Here is a 15,062-nt window from a genome sequence, read left to right on the forward strand (position 1 = left end):
TAAATGAAGTTTTCTACCTTAATTTTTCGTGCCGCAAGTTACGTAACAAAACATAAATTTCAAAGGCAGTATTTAATAAATATATATAAATAAAATCTGCCAGAAAAACATGCTTATTTGTGACGTTTTTAGCCACAAAAACGAATATAAATATTAAAAACGCCAACAACTTAATTGTTGTGCCTGCTAAAAAGGCTGGGGTAAAATACTCCTGGTCCTTTTGTTTGGCCAGCAACATCCCGGCTAATACCAAAAGCGTAAGGCCCGACATAAAGAAAAATATAGTCCAAAAGTTATTGACCAGTAAACTGGTGTTTCCGGCATATTGAAGTAAAAGGGGTGGTATAGCAATTGCTACCACAAATGCCAGGAATGACAAGATGGATGGGATAATTTTCATTTAGTTTAACAATTAGTCTCTATTATAATGAACCAGGGCTCAAATAACTGAGCGATACGGTGCATTTTATAATTGGTTAGTCAGGGTTCAAACAATTATATACCAGGCTTAATTTTTAACAGACCTGATAACAAGGTACAAAGATACAAAAACACCGACAAGTGAAAGCACTGCCGTCACCCATTTTGTAGCATGGTGGGCGCTCTCATCAATTTTATACCCGGCATAGGTAAACAATCCAATGGTTGCAATCATCTGGAATCCCATTCCGGTAAACTTTATATAGTTATTCGCCGGTTTTTCGTTGCCGTTCTCCTGTTTTTGTTCATCTTTGGCCATATGCAAATTTAGTTATCCTATTACGTAAATGTTATTAAATTAGCAAGGCTTTAAAACCACCTTATAAATTGAACAGGGTTTTCAAATTTCAAGTAAATAAACAAATAATATCCCTGCTTTCAGCATTGATAATTATTACAGCAGGTTGTTCACTTGAAAAGCAAAGCGGTTTTAACCGCACCATGCAAAACCTTACCGCCCACTATAACATCCTTTTTAACGCCAGGGAGATCCTGCGGCAAAAGCAGGTAAGTTATGCCTCGGCCTTTGTTGACAATTATAATGAGCTACTGAACGTTTACCCCGACACTACAGCCCAATCGACAACACCTGATAAAGACCTTGAGGAAGCGATAGCAAAGGCAAATAAAATTATCAATATCAAGGAGCAAAGCCACTACCAGGGTGATGCATACCTGGTTTTAGGAAAGGCGAATTACCTTGAAGGGAATTATTTTAATGCCATTGAATTTTTAAACTACGTTATTAAAACGTATCCAACGCGTATGGATCTTGTACAGGACGCCCTTGCCTGGAAGGCACGTTCATCAATGTACCTGGGCAATCTTCCCCAGGCTAAACTCGCCCTGGATACTGCAATTCAAAACATCGACCCAAAAAAGAATAAGGGCCTGATTGCCGACATTTATGCAAGCAAACTGCAATACGATATAAACGTGCAGGATTATGCCGATGGCGAGGAAATGGCGAAACAGGCAATAAGCCATTGCCACGACGGCATGACACGCCTCCGCTGGACTTTTATTTTGAGTCAGCTGCAGGAGCTTAACCAAAAACCTGCAGAAGCTGTTAAAAACTACAACCGGATAGCAAGCAGCAACGTGTCATTCGAGATGGCCTTTAACGCCAGCTTAAACCGCATCAGGATTGAGGACGCTGCAGATGGGATTAAGACCAGCCGCACCGAACGCCTGATGACTCTTTTAAAGGAACCCAATAACAAGGAATTTAAGGACCAGATCTACTACCAGGTTGCCCAGCTGGAAATGTCCGGCAAAAATATTGACGGCGCTATTAAAAACTATAAGCTTTCGGTTAGAACCAGCGTTAAAAACCAAAACCAAAAAGGACTAAGCTACCTGCGCCTGGCTGAGATCTACTTTAAAAACAAGGCCGACTACCTTAGCGCGAAAAAATACTATGACAGTACCGTCACCACCCTGCCGGTTAACTATCCGGGCTACGCCGCCGTGAAAAAAATTAGCGTAAACCTGCAGCTGCTGGCGAACAACTACCAAATTATTTTGCGGGAGGATACCTTGCAGGCATTGGCCAAAATGGACGAAGGGGCACGCAATAAGATAATTGATAAAATGGTTACCGACCAAACGCTGCAACAACAGGCCGATTTGGCTGCCGCATCTTTATCAAGCACTGTAACGGAAACCGTAAACTCAGGGCCCCGGTCGGGAAAGGCTGGAACGGGTGCTACATTTTATTTTTATAACAATAATGCGGTAAGCCAGGGGTATGGCGATTTTAAACGCAAATGGGGCGACCGTAAGCTGGAGGACAACTGGCGGAGAAGCAGCCGTTCAAACAGTGATGTAACGGCTAATCAGATGAATTCGGCAGCGGCGGATCCTGATGCGCCGGTAAGCGGACAGCCGGGAGCCAGGCCAAAACCAGGTATTGCCAGTGGCTATCGGAAGGAACTTCTTGACGGGTTGCCCCTCACTTCTGAACGCCTTGCCCAATCAAACGTGAAAATTTATAACGCCTACACCGATATAGGAAATTTCTATCGTGATGTTTTGGGTGATAAAAAGGAGGCGATAAATATCTATGAGTTGATCTTACGCCGATTTCCGAACGATCCGAATATTGCCGCGGTATATTATAGCTTATATAGGTTATATAGCGATGTCGACAAATCAAAGTCAGATCATTATAAGGATCTGCTGCTAAAAAACTATGCTGATACGCCATTTGCCAAAATAATTTCGGACCCTGATTTTGCAAAAAAACTGGAAGACCAGGATGCTGAATTCACGCAAGCCTATAATAAGGTGTTTGACCTGTATGCCGCCAAAAAGTATAGCCAGGTAATAACCGGTGTTCCACAGATGCTAAAACAATATCCCGGCAATAAGTTCGGCCCTCAGCTGTATTACCTTAAAACAATTGCCGAGGGGCATAATGAAAAGGTAGGGCCCTTCACCGACAGCCTGAAGCAAATTGTCCAAAAATTTCCGGACGATAAGTTGATTACGCCGTTGGTAAGCCAACAATTAACTTACATCAATACCAACCAGGCCGAATTGCTGGCGCGGCCGGTAGTACTTACTGACGATAATCCGCTTGATCTGCCATTTACCCTAAATCCTGCCTTTAAAGAAGAAACAGCATACCGCCCGTCAGTAAATCCGTTTGCCGTTAACCAGCAGCCACAGGTAAGGATTGAAAGACAACAGCAGGTAACAACGGCACAAATAGCCCAGGCGCCTAAAATAACAACCACAACCAATCAACCTGCTATTAAACAAATTGAACTACCAGTTCCGGAGGCTCCCCGCGTAGCTGACAGAGTGGATACCATAGCACAGGCAAAGGTGCCCGCGATTAAGATGCCGGATATTGTCCCCTCAATTTTTTTATCAAACGATAGCACCAACTATTATTTTGCAGTAAATGTAAAAAGCGGAACAACTAATTTGGCGTCGTCGCGTTTTGGTTTTGGGCAATTTAACAGGGCCATGTATGCGGGAAAGGGAATAAAACACCAACTATTGCCTGTCGGCGCAGATAATCAGGTTATATACGTGGGGCGCTTTTACTCGCTTGCCGATGTTAAAAAATATGCCCGCGCAATTGTGCAGTTGTTACCCGATATTATGAAGGTGCCCAAGGATAAATACAGCTTTTTTATTATAACACAGGAAAATCTGAATAAATTAGCCGACGCAAAAACCCTGGATAGCTACATAGACTACTATCAAAGAAATTTTTAATTGTTATGATCATTAAACTCGCCCCGCAGGATATACGACGATACAACTGGTATATATGGAAAACCGTGATCAGTTGTTTCCTACTATTCGTATTGTTGCTTGTAGCAACCTTTTTTGGAGCCTTTGGTCCATTACCGGGCTTTCGAGCTATTGAAAATCCAAAAAGCAACCAGGCATCAGAGGTGTTGGCGGCAGATAAAACTGTCTTAGGCACCTATTATGTTCAAAACCGGTCGAGTGTAAACTATTCCCAATTATCACCTAACGTGGTTAATGCACTAATAGCCACTGAAGACACCCGTTTTTACGAACACTCCGGCATCGATTTTCAACGCTTACCCAGCCTTATTTTTTTTAACCTGATAGGTAGCAAGCAAGGGGGTAGTACCATAACCCAGCAACTGGCAAAAAACCTTTTCTCGAATGGTGGATCACATAATCCATTTGTCCGTTTTACACAAAAATTGAAGGAATGGATCATTTCAATCGAGCTGGAACGCCGCTATACCAAGCAGGAAATTGTAACCATGTATCTAAATACAGTCGATTTCGGTGCCTACAATACGTTCGGTATAAAATCAGCAGCCCGCACCTATTTTAGCGTTAGTCCTGATAAACTTACGCCCGACCAAGCCGCATTGCTTGTAGGAATGCTGAAGGGGACAGGCTATTATTCGCCCATCAGGCATCCGGACAGGGCTTTGGCTCGTCGCAACACTATCCTGGAATTAATGGATAAACAGGGATTTTTAAGCGGCGGCCAGGTAGAAGAGCTGAAACAAAAACCTATTGGCATTAACTTTAGCCCGAATACGCATAATGATGGGCCGGCGCCCTATTTCAGGGCAGTGTTAAAACAAGAGATCCAGAAGATCTTTAAGGATCAGAACATCGTTCAATCCGATGGCACGCAATATGACCTTGACCGGGACGGATTAAAGATCTATACTACCATTGATGCCACCATGCAAAATTATGCCGAAGAGGCCCAGCAGGAATATATGGGCACCTTACAGGCACAATTTGATGCCCAGTGGCGTGGTGTTAACCGGGCAAAAAATATCAAAAACTACAAATTACTGCTTGACCAGGGTATGTTCCGGTCTGACAGGTACAAGCAGTTGCATGAAGAAGGAAAGTCGGATGATGAAATAAGACAAAATTTTGATACTCCCGACAGCCTCGAGCTTTTTACCTGGCATGGGGATATTGATACGTTAATGAAACCTATCGACTCAATGGTTTACAGCAAAATGATGCTCCGTAACTCCATGATGAGCATGGACCCCACCACCGGCTATGTAAAGGCATGGGTAGGTGGTACAAACTTTGAGCATTTTAAATACGACCAGGTGAAGCTTGGCACACGGCAGGTAGGTTCAACTGCAAAACCGTTTACTTATGCTGTGGCTATTGAGAACGGCTTTTCACCTTGCCAGGAGGTTGATAACGTACCTATTACTATAACCGGCTATGGCACGCCATGGCAACCTAAACAATCATCATCTGATTATTTACAAGGGTCAATAACCTTACGAAAAGCATTGGGTTATTCACAAAACTACGTGGCCGCCTATGTGATGAATGAGGTTAAGCCGATCCCGGTGATGGAGCTTATAAAAAAGATGGGCATCACCAGCGATGTACCGCCCTACCCTTCTATTTGCCTGGGAACATTTAATGCATCAGTATTTGATATGACAGGTGCATACTCAGTATTTGCCAACCACGGCACATGGACAGAACCTACTTATATCCTGCGCATTGAGGATAGGAACGGCAACGTGATCTACACGCACACTCCTAAGGTTGTACAGGCTATGGATGCACAGACCGCCTATGTAATGACTTATATGCTTAAAGGTGTTATAGAGGATGGTACAGGATCGAGGTTAAGGGGCAGATACAAAATGACGAACCCGATCGGCGGCAAAACAGGCACCACCCAGGAAAACTCCGACGGTTGGTTCATGGGGATTACCCCACAACTGGTTACCGGAGTATGGACCGGCTGCGAGGACCGTGATATTCACTTCCGTTCAACCCGCATGGGCGAGGGCGCTAACTCAGCCCTTCCTATATTTGCGGGCTTTATGCGGCGGGTCTACGACAATCCCTCCCTCGGCATTAAAAGAAATGTTGACTTTGATGCACCGAAATCCGGCGTTAATATTGTGATGGATTGTAATGCCTATAAACAGCAGCAACAGGGGACGGGAGATGTGGATAAAAAGTTAGGATTTTAAATTTAACTCAATAGCTAATACAAAATTGTCATTGCGAGCGATAGCGTGGCAACCTCGTCGTCATATATGGCGCAAATGCACGGCGACAAGGTTGCTTCGTCGTTCCTCCTCGCAATGACAATATTTATTTTCGGCTTCCAACTGTTAAACAAATATTTGCTATAAGTTGGCCAATGAACCAGTGAACTAATGAACAATTTCGATTATAGAGCCGTATTAAAAAACATCCCTCACCGTCCCGGCATTTACCAGTTTTGGGACGATGAAAAGGAACTGATCTATATCGGTAAGGCTAAGGATCTGCGCAACCGGGTTACCAGCTATTTTAATAAGGATAACCACGTAAATGCCAAGACGAGGGTATTGGTATCAAAGATCAGAAATATAACCTTTACCATTGTTGATACCGAGGTTGATGCGTGGCTTTTGGAAAACAGCCTGATAAAAAAACACCAGCCACGTTACAACGTGATGCTGAAGGATGATAAGACCTATCCCTGGATCATCATCAAAAATGAAAACTATCCCCGCATCTTCTGGACAAGGCGCATCGTTCGTGATGGCTCAAAATACCTGGGACCGTATGCATCTGTGAGCATGATGCACAACATACTCGGGTTGATAAAGGAGACTTTCCCGTTGCGTACCTGCAACCTGAACCTTAGTCGCGAGAATATTGAAAAAGGTAAGTTTAAGGTATGTTTGGAATACCAACTGGGCAACTGCAAGGGCCCCTGCCAGGACTACCAGAGCGAGCAGGATTATGATCACAGTATTGAAGAAATAACCGATATACTAAACGGCAAGATCGGCGCGGTGTTGCGCAACCTTAAGGCAGATATGGAGAAGGCCGTGTCTGAAATGAATTACGAAGGCGCACACCGGCTGAAAAGGAAATTCGAACTACTGGAAAACTACCAGAGCAAATCAACCGTGGTAAATTCATCCATAACTGATGTGGATGTTTTCAGTATTGCTTCAGAGGAAAAATACGCTTTTGTGAACTATTTAAAGGTGATGAACGGCACCATCATACAAACGCAAACCATAGAGCTCAAAAAGCGCCTGGATGAAAGTGACGAGGAGTTGCTTACCCTGGCCATCTCAGAATTCAGGAGCCGCTATGATAGTCATTCAAAAGAGATCATCGTGCCATTTGACATCGACCTTGACGATGCCAAAATAAAGTTCACCGTGCCAAAGCTTGGCGAAAAAAAGAAGCTGCTTGAACTCTCACAAAAAAATGTTCATTTCTTTAAACGCGACAAGCTTGACCAATACGAAAAGCTAAATCCCGAGATCCGCACCGACCGTCTGCTTACCCAAATGATGAAGGATCTCCGGATGAACCAGTTGCCACGACATATCGAGTGCTTCGATAACTCTAACTTCCAGGGCAAATACCCGGTTTCGGCAATTGTGGTGTTTAAAGATGCAAAGCCGTCGAAGAAGGATTATCGTCATTTTAACGTGAAGACAGTCGAGGGCCCGGATGACTTTGCAACTATGGAAGAGGCTGTTCACCGTCGCTACCGCCGCATGCTCGACGAAGGCACCGAACTGCCTCAGCTGATAGTTATCGATGGAGGAAAGGGCCAGTTATCATCTGCATTAAAAAGCTTAAAACTGCTGGGTATTGATAAGCAGGTAACAGTGATCGGTATCGCCAAACGACTGGAGGAGTTATATTACCCCGGCGATCAATATCCATTATACCTCGATAAAAAATCAGAGACGTTAAAGGTTATTCAGCAATTAAGGGATGAAGCACACCGTTTCGGCATAACATTTCACCGTAAAAAACGGGATAAGGGAACCCTTGTCACCGAGCTTGAACTGATTGAAGGCATTGGAAAAACCACCGCCGAAAAGCTGTTGAAGTACTTCAAATCAGTGAAAAAGATACGCGCTGCAACAGAAACTGAATTATTGGAAGTAGTGAATACCAAACAGGCAAAGGCTATTATTTCGTATTTTGGTGATGACGCCAGTGATTAGAGACCGGAGGTTAGGGATTAGAAAATGCTATCGCTGCGAGTTACGCTATCGCTAAACTCGCGGCAGTAAAAAGAACAAAGGCCATTGCATCCGCAATGGCCTTTGTATATCTATTCGGAAGAAACTAATCTCTGGTCTCTAACCTCTAATCAACTATCACTAATACTGCCACAAATTAAGTTCCCAATCCATCAGGTTCTTCTTTATTCGTTCGGACTCGTATAGTTTATCTATACCATTGGCATAATCCTTTATTCGTTCATCCTTGTCGTTTGATTCTTTCACGATATAGCTTGTAAAAAGCCGTTTCACTAAAGCGTCATCAAAGCTCAGACCGGTGGCATCGTTGTTACGATTAACCACTTCCTTGGTTGCAAGAATATGCCTTGCTTCCTGGAAATACACCCAAAATGCAGGCTGGTAATCTTCATTAGTACCTATCTTAACCTTCACCAATGGCGCAATACCAATGATCCGTGGTTCAAAAATAGAACGCTGCCTGTCAAACACCCAATCCTCCTTTATACGGAACTTCACTACGCTATCCGCGTTAAATTCGCCTGCCTGTAGTTTGGAGCCTATTTTCTCGCCGGTGTTCTTATCAAACTGATCAACCACGCTACTATCGGCCATTCTTGATCGCGCTTTTCCCGGAGCGAGTGGCGTTAAAAAGCTATCGCCTCCCGGATCAGCAGTGGTATTTGTTGGATCGTAGGCTGTTAATTCACCTGCATCAATTGCCGTTAACAAAATATCAATCAGGCGTTGCTTTGGCGAAGCCAGGTACGCGTTCATCTTTTCACGAATATCAATTTCGCGCCAAATTCGCTTCACAAAAGCAGCATCAGATTCCCTTAGGTTAGCATACGGCGTAACCTTCGCGCTTAAGATGTTAGCCTTTTTAAAATAACCATCCAAGGGCCTTTCAAAAGGCTTTGCAGGCCCAGCGACCACTTTTTTGGTGGTATCGGTAGGTACAGCGCTCATTGTTGTTGGATTAACCGCAGCGGGCTGGTTAGCCGGTTGTTGCGTTGTTTGTGCAGGCTTTGCAGCCGGCTTTTTCCTGCGCCTTTGTGCATATGATGATATGCAGGCAAGGCAAAGTAATACAACTAAAATCCTTTTCATAATCATTTTAATTAGCAATTAATACAATCGCGTCGAGTCCCCTTTGTGTGCCATCAGGACCAACGGCTATAATATCTTTAAACACAACAGTTGTACCTGGTGAAACAGTGCTCATTGCTGAACGCATTGCACTTGACAGATCAGCGCCGGTAGTACTAAAAGTAACAACATCCTGGCGTGGTTTTGCAATTTGCAACGCAAAACGGGTCACCGTAAATTTAGCATCGAAATCAAAGCCCTCAAGTTTTGCGAAAAGTCTATCCTGCGCACGTAAATTGGCTGCACTGGTGTTACCACTGCTCTTGCCTGCAAATTGCGGCTTAGGATCAGGGATTCTTTTGGTACGGAACAATGTACTGCCCAGGTTTGTAAGTTTACCTGATACCATACCTGATACGTTGATAGTTGCAGTACCTATGCTGTTTACCGTAGCAGTGTAGTGTCCGTCTGAGCCGCTTAAACTACCACTACTCATACTTACGCGCAGATCTGATTTTGCAATTCCAGGGGCAGAAACAGATACCGGGTTAGGTACCCCAATATACAATACGTTCATTTTATCAGGTGATACCACTGCCGATGGTTTTGCAACCATATAGCTTTGTGTAGGCGTAGTATATGTTTTTATAGTTCCGTCCGTTTGTTTAACATTTATAGTAGCAGACCATGTTTTTAAACCTTCACTGCTTGTATTGCCGGTATACTTGCCTTTACCTGATTCCGTAGGTAATGGAGAACCGCCTACGGTAATTGTAGGAGATAATTTCGAATCATAGGCAGTAAGGAAAACATCTGCCGTATAAGTTTGGCCTACCAATACATAACTTGTAGGGGCCACGGCTACTGCATCAAAGTGATCAAGATTTACCTGGGCCTTATCAACCTCCACTAAGATCTTCTTAACTACTTCGTTTTCCGCATTTTTTGTATCCGACTGAATCTTTGTAAAAGCAGTCATGGCAGCTCCCATAGGTATTCCTTCACCAAAGTTGGCTTCTTCCCAATTTTTGGTCGGAAATCCTCTTCTTGGTAAGGGTGCGTTAGCCTGCAAGGCAAGATTAACTCCTGCGCGATCTTTGGGATCAAGCAGGTTAACCAATCCTTCCCTGGTTGCGTCTATCTTTTTATGCAGCTCAAAAGCATATTTCCTCCTGTCAACCATCAGATCTACTGATTCATCCAAACTTTCGCGTCCGCTGTAGTCACCTGTAGCTTCATCCATACCGCCGCTTTCATCAACCATTACTTTTTTTAGTGAGTCGATATATTTATCAAGTGCATCAGACAGGTCTCGTGCCTTTTTTGCCCTGGCATATATAGGTGCTGCTCTTTCGGGTTGCTCCTTCAATTTACCGTTTTCAAATGTCTTAAACGTATTATCAATCCCACTCTGAACATTTGTTTTTGAAGCTGATAAACTATCACTAATATTTTTAAATGCATCCAGTAAACTCTCCGGTACATCAAGGGCAATAAGGCCCAATAGTACCAGGTACAGGATACCTATCATTCGTTGTCTTGGGGTTTGCTTACCTCCAGCCATCTGTCTTTGTTTCTTTAATTAAATAAAAATATTCTTAATTAACGCGTGGCTGATTCATCGCTGAAAGCATATTGCCATATATCGAGTTTAACGTCGATAGGTTTTTAGCTAATTTGTTAACCTCTTCCTTAAACTGTTTCGAATCGGTTGCCGACTCGTTAAAGTTTTGGATAGTTGAGGCCATTTCGCCATAAAACTTATTCATTGATTTTAAATGGTTGCTTGAGTCCTGTAACTCCAGTTCATACACAGCATTTAAGGAGGTTAAATTTTTAGCCATCTTATTGATCTGCTCGTGGTATGATTTTGAATCGACATTTGAACTGGCCATTTCAGCAAGGTTTGCCGATGCCTTTTCGAATGAAATATTTAAATTGTCGTAGCTTGCGGTTGCCTGCTTAATCTTATTTGTGTAGGCAATAGTTGCGTCACCTGCATCAGTAACCCGTGAAATTGAGTTTACCTTATCGCCAAATGTACGCAAGCCGTTTGCAAGACTGTTTATCAATTCAGGGCCAATTTTTGCTTCGCTCAGCATGGCGTCAAGAGCCGCTGTATTTGAGAAGCTATCTCCCTGCGGGATCGCTTTACGCACCGCAGCCTTTGGCAGTTCGCCGTCATAATCATCATCTAATTCAGGATAGGCACGCCTCCAGTCAATTTCCTTATCATCCCTTTGAAAACCTAACAGGAAGAACAAAATAGCCTCAGCAGTTAACCCAATAGATATAAAAGTACCGCCGTAAGGCCAGTGTTGAATTTTAAATAGTAAACCTACAATAACCACCGTAGCTCCCCATGATACAATGTTATTGATTCCGTAAGGTAATTTCTTCCCAGCCATATTAATTTGAAAAAGATTAAATATTATTTTTTATTTGGTTTTACTGTTATCGTTTATCCGTGATATCGCGACCAAGGAAATGTGTTACACAACGGAAACCGATGTATGATTTTGCGGTGTCCTGGTATTCGTAAGTGCGTTTTGAGTTTTGCAGAAAGAAGCCTATATCCTTCCATGATCCGCCGCGCACAACTTTGCGCTTCATTACTTCGGGCTCATTGGCTTTGGCTTCATAGTTAAAGGTTGGTGCAAGATCATGTACGAATGTAGAAGCAGATTCGTCAAATGCCGATAAGGTCCACTCGGCTACGTTACCGGCCATATTGTATAACCCAAAATCATTTGGGAAATACGACTTAACGTTTACTGTGTAAGCGCCGCCATCGTCGGTATAGTTACCTCTGCCCGGTTTAAAGTTTGCCAAAAGGCATCCTTTGGCATTTTTTGGATACGGACCACCCCACGGATAATCTGTTCCTATCCTGCCGCCACGTGCTGCGTATTCAAACTCGGCCTCGGTAGGCAAGTTATAAGGTGAGCGGTGTGGCATTTTTCTTGAATCTTTGTATGCTTCGTTATAGCGTGTACGCCATACGGTGAAGGCACGTGCCTGGCGCCAGGTTACTCCCACAACAGGGTAATTGCGGAATGCCGGGTGCGAAAAGTATCCCTCTGTCATTGGCTCGTTGGCAGCGTATGAAAAGTCGCTCAACCAAACAAGTGTGTCCGGGTAAACCGGTACTGTATCGCGCAAAATGAAATCAGAACGTTTTTTGCTTTTATCATTATGATAATTAGCTGCTGAACGCAAGTCCTCTAATGCATAGTTATATTTTAGCAGGCGCACATCCAGTTCATCACGATCAAAAATACGATCGTCGCCCTGGTAGTACATACCTTGTAATTTTGAGGCATTTGCAGCAGCACCTTTGCCACGGCCGGCGCTCATCACGGGATATTTTTTCACATAAGCCCAATTGATATATTTTTTTCCGCTTGGGTTAGGGGTTGCACCCTTGCCTGCTTTAAGATAATACTTGTCGTCGCTAACATAGTTGGTGATAGCGATCGAGTCGCGCACCCAGTTAACGAACTGGCGGTACTGGCTATTAGAAATTTCGGTTTGGTCCATAAAAAATGGAGGAAGTGTAACCTGTTTGGTCTGCTCGATTTGTGCAAACGTAACATCCTGGTCTGTTTGCCCCATCAGGAATGAGCCACCAGGAATGTAAACCATCCCATAAGGCACTTCTGCCCTAAACGATCGCGCCGGGACCCCTACAAGCTCCCCTCTGTCTCCTCCCTTGCCGCAGCCGCTTAAAAACCCAACCGCCAGAACACTCAATAAAAAGTATACTTGTTTCATCTTAAAAATCAATGTTAGCTATAATATATATAACACAATGTGACCCCCGAATATATTAATTTTGCCCGATTAAATCGCAAAAAACATTTTTTATCAGTCCAATCTACTCTATTTATAGTTGAATTTTCTTAAACCAATAGCTAATAAATGCGTAACCTGAATTAATTTATCAGTTACAATTATGCTAATTAGTTTGCATTTATACGATATTTTGCAAAAAATAGTTGCAGCAAGGTTAAATAAATCGGTGTTTTTTTTTCGCTGAAGTTCGGAAATTAACTGCCATGCGAGTCAAATCAGTGGCAATTTAAAACATAAATTCAATATTATCAAACAGTTAACCGAAATCAATTTTCGATTAACTGTTACTAAAATTTCCTTATTTTTTTGTGGAGAGACGCTAAGGTTACTTGTTAACCTGCTTAACATATTGTTCAATGGCCATCGTCATTGATGGGGCGCCCGGTGTTGGGGCCGGGATATCCATAATAAGCCCAGCTTCAAGTACAGCCTTATGCGTTGTTGCGCCAAAAGCTGCTATCCTGGTATTATTTTGCTTAAAATCAGGAAAGTTTTTATAAAGCGACTGGATACTTGAAGGACTAAAAAAGGCTATTATATCATAAAACACCTCGGCAAGATCCGAAAGATCACTGCACACCGTGCGAAAAAGCACGGCCGGGGTAAAATTATAGCCATTCTCCAGCAAGAATTTTTGGGTTTCCTCTGCAGCAACGTCCGAACATGGGTAAAGAAACTTTTCGCTCGAATGCTTCTTTAATACCTCTGCCAGATCGGATGCAGTTTGCTTGCCAAAAAAAATCTTTCTTTTACGATACTGGATGTATTTTTGAAGATACAGGGCGATGGTTTCCGAAAGGCAGAAGTATTTCATCTCCACCGGAACCTCAAAACGCATCTCCTCGCAGATCCTGAAAAAGTGATCGGCCGAGTTACGGCTGGTAAAAATTACCGCGCTAAAATCTGCCAGGTTAATCTTTTCCTTACGGAAATCTTTTGCCGGTACGCCCTCAACATGAATAAATGATCTGAAATCAATTTTCAAGTTAAGCTTCTTAGCAAGCTCGGCGTATGGATTTTTATCATTTTCAGGCTTCGGCAAAGTAACTAAAATGCTTTTAACCTTTTTCTTTCTCTCTTCCAAATTCAATTGTTATAACTGCCAAAAACTATATATTAAGTGCCTTAATCAAAATTAAAATTGGGCAAATTTCGAGGGCACAAAGATAGATAAATAAATAAAATTTATGAAATCGAAAATTAGAAATGATGTTTACACTATTTCGCAGGTATTGCCATGCAAATATTACGGCTATTAAAGCCAGTGTAAAAATCAATAATACTTGTATATACCTGTCTGAAAGCAAACTAAAGCATATAACTACCGATAGAAAAACAAAGGCGATATTAAAATAAGTAAGATTTAATATCCCTATATACTCACTTACTATTTTATTAATGTCAAAAATAAATCCTATAAGTTTCAATATCAGGAACTTAAGAGCAAATAGCAAGCCTATTAAAACCGATAAAAAAACAAAAAGGCGAAAACCTGTAATGGTATAGGCAACGCCATAAAAAACAGTTAACTGGTATAAAAACAAGCCAAACGTAAGGCTGAACAGCAAGAACATTCCTATAAAAGCCCATGAATTGATCACTCCACCTTCCTTATCCTGTTGCGAAACAGCCCGTTTATTATAAAACGATTGGATAACCATCTTTAGATCCTTATTAAAAAAAAGATTTAAGAGCGCGGTGTAGATCAGCAGGCCAATGATGATAGCAATAAGCCACGGGCTGCGATAATTACGGGCGTCGCCGGTACGCAGTTGTTCATTTTTCTTAGCTGGAATTTTTAAAAGGATGCCGATATCAGTAAAAGTGCTGTCATTTGCCGCCTTCAATACATCGTAATGCTGTAAAGAATCAACCATCAGCCATTTCATAGCAAATGAGTCGGCTAAAAATTGTTCGCGCTGTTGTTTAATTATTGCAACGGAATCAGCATGGGTAACAACAGCGGGATTAGCGCCGGTATGCGGCAGGGCACTGTCTTTTTTTGCTATTACAGAATCCTGCTGCGCGAGCGCATAGTAGCCGGTAATCATGATCAATAAGAAGCAAAAAAGAATAAACCTCATTGTAAAATAAACACCCGTATTAATAATTCTGCAAAATTACCTTAATAATTGATTGTTTTAT

At 42.5% G+C, this 15,062-nt stretch carries 11 protein-coding genes; 3 read left to right on the forward strand and 8 right to left on the reverse strand.

Annotation, left to right across the window (positions count from 1 at the left end):
- Window positions 1–13 precede the first annotated feature (13 nt).
- Window positions 14–400 carry a hypothetical protein gene (locus KXD93_RS13520; RefSeq protein WP_258137651.1) on the reverse strand — a complete coding sequence of 129 codons (387 nt, stop codon included), beginning with the start codon at window positions 398–400 and terminating at the stop codon, window positions 14–16.
- Window positions 401–508: 108 nt separating this feature from the next.
- A complete protein-coding gene (locus tag KXD93_RS13525) occupies window positions 509–739 on the reverse strand; it encodes an AtpZ/AtpI family protein (protein WP_258137652.1) in 231 nt (76 codons plus the stop codon).
- A gap of 125 nt (window positions 740–864) precedes the next feature.
- On the opposite strand from KXD93_RS13525, the gene porW reads away from it, so the two are divergent.
- The 3 genes from porW (at window position 865) to uvrC (ending at window position 7,955) form a co-directional block, all read left to right on the forward strand.
- Window positions 865–3,711, forward strand: coding sequence for a type IX secretion system periplasmic lipoprotein PorW/SprE (porW, locus tag KXD93_RS13530; protein WP_258137653.1), 2,847 nt, complete (start codon window positions 865–867; stop codon window positions 3,709–3,711).
- A 5-nt stretch (window positions 3,712–3,716) separates the two neighbouring features.
- Window positions 3,717–5,957 carry a transglycosylase domain-containing protein gene (locus tag KXD93_RS13535; protein WP_258137655.1) on the forward strand — a complete coding sequence of 747 codons (2,241 nt, stop codon included), beginning with the start codon at window positions 3,717–3,719 and terminating at the stop codon, window positions 5,955–5,957.
- A 189-nt stretch (window positions 5,958–6,146) separates the two neighbouring features.
- A complete protein-coding gene (gene uvrC / locus KXD93_RS13540; RefSeq protein ID WP_258137656.1) occupies window positions 6,147–7,955 on the forward strand; it encodes an excinuclease ABC subunit UvrC in 1,809 nt (602 codons plus the stop codon).
- A gap of 159 nt (window positions 7,956–8,114) precedes the next feature.
- Here uvrC and porN read toward each other — a convergent pair whose 3' ends face one another.
- The 6 genes from porN to KXD93_RS13570 form a co-directional block, all read right to left on the reverse strand.
- Complete coding sequence (gene porN, locus KXD93_RS13545) at window positions 8,115–9,083, reverse strand: type IX secretion system ring subunit PorN/GldN (RefSeq protein WP_258137657.1); 969 nt, start codon at window positions 9,081–9,083, stop codon at window positions 8,115–8,117.
- A 7-nt stretch (window positions 9,084–9,090) separates the two neighbouring features.
- Window positions 9,091–10,626 (reverse strand): type IX secretion system motor protein PorM/GldM, encoded by a 1,536-nt coding sequence (gene porM, locus KXD93_RS13550; protein WP_258137658.1) that lies wholly within the window; start codon window positions 10,624–10,626, stop codon window positions 9,091–9,093.
- A gap of 34 nt (window positions 10,627–10,660) precedes the next feature.
- A complete protein-coding gene (porL, locus tag KXD93_RS13555; RefSeq protein WP_258137660.1) occupies window positions 10,661–11,470 on the reverse strand; it encodes a type IX secretion system motor protein PorL/GldL in 810 nt (269 codons plus the stop codon).
- Window positions 11,471–11,516: 46 nt separating this feature from the next.
- On the reverse strand, window positions 11,517–12,836 hold the full coding sequence (porK, locus tag KXD93_RS13560) for a T9SS ring complex lipoprotein PorK/GldK (RefSeq protein ID WP_258137663.1): 1,320 nt from the start codon (window positions 12,834–12,836) through the stop codon (window positions 11,517–11,519).
- 406 nt (window positions 12,837–13,242) lie between these two features.
- Window positions 13,243–14,001, reverse strand: a complete 759-nt coding sequence (locus KXD93_RS13565; protein WP_373417359.1) for a uroporphyrinogen-III synthase — start codon at window positions 13,999–14,001, stop codon at window positions 13,243–13,245.
- A gap of 25 nt (window positions 14,002–14,026) precedes the next feature.
- Window positions 14,027–14,968 carry a DUF4271 domain-containing protein gene (locus KXD93_RS13570; protein ID WP_258137665.1) on the reverse strand — a complete coding sequence of 314 codons (942 nt, stop codon included), beginning with the start codon at window positions 14,966–14,968 and terminating at the stop codon, window positions 14,027–14,029.
- Window positions 14,969–15,062: the final 94 nt, after the last annotated feature.

Origin of the sequence: Mucilaginibacter phenanthrenivorans, assembly GCF_024721155.1 — a bacterium.
Lineage (GTDB): Bacteria > Bacteroidota > Bacteroidia > Sphingobacteriales > Sphingobacteriaceae > Mucilaginibacter > Mucilaginibacter phenanthrenivorans.

What these genes read in the sequence shown, in the direction of transcription:
- KXD93_RS13520 (WP_258137651.1), bottom strand. Translation starts at nt 400, where the DNA reads ATGAAAATTATCCCATCCATCTTGTCATTCCTGGCATTTGTGGTAGCA.
- KXD93_RS13525 (WP_258137652.1), bottom strand. Translation starts at nt 739, where the DNA reads ATGGCCAAAGATGAACAAAAACAGGAGAACGGCAACGAAAAACCGGCG.
- KXD93_RS13535 (WP_258137655.1), top strand. Translation starts at nt 3,717, where the DNA reads ATGATCATTAAACTCGCCCCGCAGGATATACGACGATACAACTGGTAT.
- uvrC (WP_258137656.1), top strand. Translation starts at nt 6,147, where the DNA reads ATGAACAATTTCGATTATAGAGCCGTATTAAAAAACATCCCTCACCGT.
- porN (WP_258137657.1), bottom strand. Translation starts at nt 9,083, where the DNA reads ATGAAAAGGATTTTAGTTGTATTACTTTGCCTTGCCTGCATATCATCA.
- porM (WP_258137658.1), bottom strand. Translation starts at nt 10,626, where the DNA reads ATGGCTGGAGGTAAGCAAACCCCAAGACAACGAATGATAGGTATCCTG.
- porL (WP_258137660.1), bottom strand. Translation starts at nt 11,470, where the DNA reads ATGGCTGGGAAGAAATTACCTTACGGAATCAATAACATTGTATCATGG.
- porK (WP_258137663.1), bottom strand. Translation starts at nt 12,836, where the DNA reads ATGAAACAAGTATACTTTTTATTGAGTGTTCTGGCGGTTGGGTTTTTA.
- KXD93_RS13570 (WP_258137665.1), bottom strand. Translation starts at nt 14,968, where the DNA reads ATGATTACCGGCTACTATGCGCTCGCGCAGCAGGATTCTGTAATAGCA.